The following is a 3167-nucleotide window of genomic DNA, read 5'->3' as shown; positions in this document are numbered from 1 at the left end:
TTAGCAATGACAAATAACGCAGTATTGGGTTGCGACTTTAATAACTGAAAAGCTCTATTAAAGGGGTACATTTCAATGTTGGCTGTTTGCTGGGTATGTAGCATCATCGCTTGAACAATATCGATAGAAAAACCGCTTAAAAGATCATTATCAATGTAACTAAATGGGGGTAATGGATGGGTGATAAATCGAACTTGCGATTGGTCTTTTGCAAATAGATCGCCCGTTGGCGTGAGTGCAAAGCAAATGCTGAGGAAGATGATATAAAGCGTTAAAGGCAAGCGTTTCATTTATGGGTGTGCCACTGCTAATGACATTATCAAGCGGTTGTGTTGCGTCATTCAATCAATTCCTTGTGATTGTTAATTTGAATGTGAGAGTTAACGTTAAGCTGTTCAATAAATAACCTAGCATATGATGAAGTTATAGACAAATTATAACTCCATCATATGATGATTATTTTATCGCCACATCACCATTATTGATCATGTTTAGTGAAGGCTTTAGATAACCTTGCTGGATCAGGAAAAGTAAAATACTGATTTATTTGTGCCCAAGAATCATGACTTTTTATCACGTGGCCAACGGCAACCAATACTGAACAGGCCAGTATTCCCCAACCAATGGCGTTATCACCCGCACTTGCCCAAATGGCCACCAGACTTGATGCCCCAAAAGAGATAGTAATCTGCAAAAAATTTTGTAGTCCTGCAGCTTTGGCCGCGTTATTGCTGAACTCTTGCAGAGCATTATTGACCACAATAGGATAAATCGCGCCATTGCTTCCTGCTAGCAAAGAGAATGCAATGAGCAGTGGCAATATTGTTTCAGTATTGAGGATCACACTGGAGGTAAAAATGGCAGCAACACATAAACCAAACAATATCAGTAAACAGTTTAGGCTGATTTTGGTGCCAAATTTGCGGATCAGTAATTTACTTGAGTAGCCACCAACAATAAACATGATGGTTTGGGGAATAAAACTTAAGCCAATTTCTGTCGCGGCGTAACCATACTGTTCCATGACAGCAGGCCACAACGTTAAGTAAGCAAAAAAAGCGCCTGAACACGCACCAAAAATAACCACATTGCCTAAATATCGCGTATTGGAAAGCAGTTGTTTATAGCGGATATGAGTTTTGCTTTTGTGAACGCTCACTTGTTCTTTAGGCACAAAAAAATACGTCATGGCAATGAGTAATACTGCAATGATACATAAGCTAATAAACACCGCGCGCCAGCCAAAACTATTCAGTATCATTGCGCCAGCAATGGGCGCTAATGCCGGAGACAATGCCACTAAAGGCATAATATTAGAGAAAATATTTTGAGCTTTATCGGCTGGGTATTGCTCAATCACAATCGCTTGCCAAATAACGGCTGCACTGCAAGCACCAATCGCTTGGAAGAAACGAGCAATATTCATCATCAGAATACTGTCACTGTTCGCAATCAATGCACTTGCCAGCATAAACAGGCTTAAACCAACAAACAGTGAGTTTCGCTTACCTATTTTATGTACTAATGGCCCATACAATAACTGTCCGATAGCGAGGCCAGCTAAAAAGCTGGTTAACGATATGGCCACTTCTGAAGTGTTTGCATTAAAAGTCCCTTCAATAGATTTGAATGATGGCAGGTACATGTCGGTAGCTACAAAACCTAACATACTCAGTAAGGCTAAATAAAACAGAAACAAATAGAATGTTATATTTGTTTGTTTTTTGTTGATTAATATATTGTTATTGTTCAAATTAGGCATATCTATTTTCGTCAGTTCAATAAAGGCCGCTAGCTTAATGGTTTGCTAAATTAGCTGGAAACGTTTATTTTTGACGGCTGCTATCAAAAATATTGATACCATGATGTAATTACAGGCATGGAAGGTTTCAGTTCAATATCAAACCTTGGATGTGTTATTCATCTTGTGCTGTTAATGTACATTTTCTAGCGAGTTAAATTGATATGCTTTCACAGCAAATTTTTGAGCTAATAGACGTTGTCGCCCAAACAGGTAGCTTTACTGCAGCCGCGAAAAAATTGCATAAAGTACCGTCTGCTATAAGTTATTCAGTCAAACAAATTGAAACTGAACTGGGAGTCGAGTTATTTATTCGCCATCATCGCAGTGTCAGCCTAACCCCAGCAGGAAAGCATTTCGCCGTAAAAGCGCGCCAGTTTCTTAACGATATGGAGTTAATGAAACGCGACACTCAACGAGTGGCCAATGGTTGGAAGCCTATCCTCTCTATTGCATTGGATAATATTTCGAGAACGGATAGCGTTCATGCGTTGATTGCTGATTTTTATCGACAGTTTCAAGATGTTGAGCTAATTATCAGGATTGAAGTGTTTAATGGTGTATGGGAAGCGCTTGCTACCGGAAGAAGTGATATTGCCATTGGTGCGACAACCGCAAATCCAGTCGGTGGGGCATTTAAATTCACTAATATGGGCAATATTGATTGGCTGTTTGTGGTCAGCTCTGATCATCCATTGGCAAATATTATGCGTCCACTGAGCGATGATGAGTTACGTGTTTTTCCGTCTATTTGTCTTGAAGATACCTCTCGTGATATTCCAAAGCGGATTACGTGGATGCTAAACAGTCAACGACGATTAGTTGTGCCCGATTGGCACAGTGCTATTAACTGTTTTGTCGAAGGCTTGGGGGTTGGCTATATGCCTGAACATCTGGCTCGACCGTTGATTGAATCTGGAAAGTTAGTCTGTAAAACGCTCCACAGAGTGAAACAACCTAGCCCATGTTGTTTGGCGTGGAATGATGATCAAATGTCACCCGCATTGGCTTGGGTATTGGACTATTTAGGTGATGAAGAGCAATTACATCGTCAATGGTTAGCCTAGTTCTGATGGTTTTGAGAGGGTACTTTACAGGCTAACGTATTGACGTCTTCGACGATAAAAAAAGGGTAAAGCCTTAAGCTTTACCCTTTAATATGCGTCAAAGTTAATACTTATTCGCTGATTTCAACACCAGCACGATTAATTAAGAACTGGCTTAAAATCGGTACCGGACGACCGGTAGAACCTTTGTTTGCACCACTGTTCCAAGCCGTACCTGCGACATCTAAATGTGCCCAGTTATACTTCTTAGTAAAACGAGACAAGAAACACGCTGCAGTAATCGAACCAGCCGGACGACC

Annotated in this window: 3 protein-coding genes and 1 pseudogene; 1 reads left to right on the top strand and 3 read right to left on the bottom strand. The window is 40.5% G+C overall.

The features are described 5' to 3' along the window. Nucleotides 1–290: hypothetical protein (locus CXF78_RS18205; RefSeq protein WP_374702307.1), on the bottom strand; the 290-nt coding region annotated here is incomplete at its 3' end. Nucleotides 291–478: 188 nt separating this feature from the next. Continuing rightward, nucleotides 479–1762, bottom strand: coding sequence for a purine nucleoside transporter PunC (gene punC, locus CXF78_RS18200; RefSeq protein WP_011636396.1), 1284 nt, complete (start codon nt 1760–1762; stop codon nt 479–481). Nucleotides 1763–1965: 203 nt separating this feature from the next. Here punC and punR point away from each other — a divergent pair, with 203 nt between their 5' ends. Then, complete coding sequence (gene punR / locus CXF78_RS18195; RefSeq protein WP_011636397.1) at nt 1966–2868, top strand: DNA-binding transcriptional activator PunR; 903 nt, start codon at nt 1966–1968, stop codon at nt 2866–2868. 110 nt (nt 2869–2978) lie between these two features. On the opposite strand, the pseudogene CXF78_RS18190 reads toward punR, so the two are convergent. Beyond that, nucleotides 2979–3167, bottom strand: a pseudogene (locus CXF78_RS18190) (leucyl aminopeptidase); the annotation flags it as partial.

Origin of the sequence: Shewanella sp. 11B5 (assembly GCF_002836795.1) — a bacterium.
GTDB classification, from domain to species: Bacteria; Pseudomonadota; Gammaproteobacteria; order Enterobacterales; family Shewanellaceae; genus Shewanella; species Shewanella frigidimarina.
Note: the sequence above shows the minus strand (reverse complement) of the source record. Positions and strands in the feature narration are given on the sequence as shown.

Bases quoted from the DNA above. Each gene is read 5' to 3' on its own strand.
- punR (WP_011636397.1), top strand. From the start codon at position 1,966: ATGCTTTCACAGCAAATTTTTGAGCTAATAGACGTTGTCGCCCAAACA.
- punC (WP_011636396.1), bottom strand. From the start codon at position 1,762: ATGCCTAATTTGAACAATAACAATATATTAATCAACAAAAAACAAACA.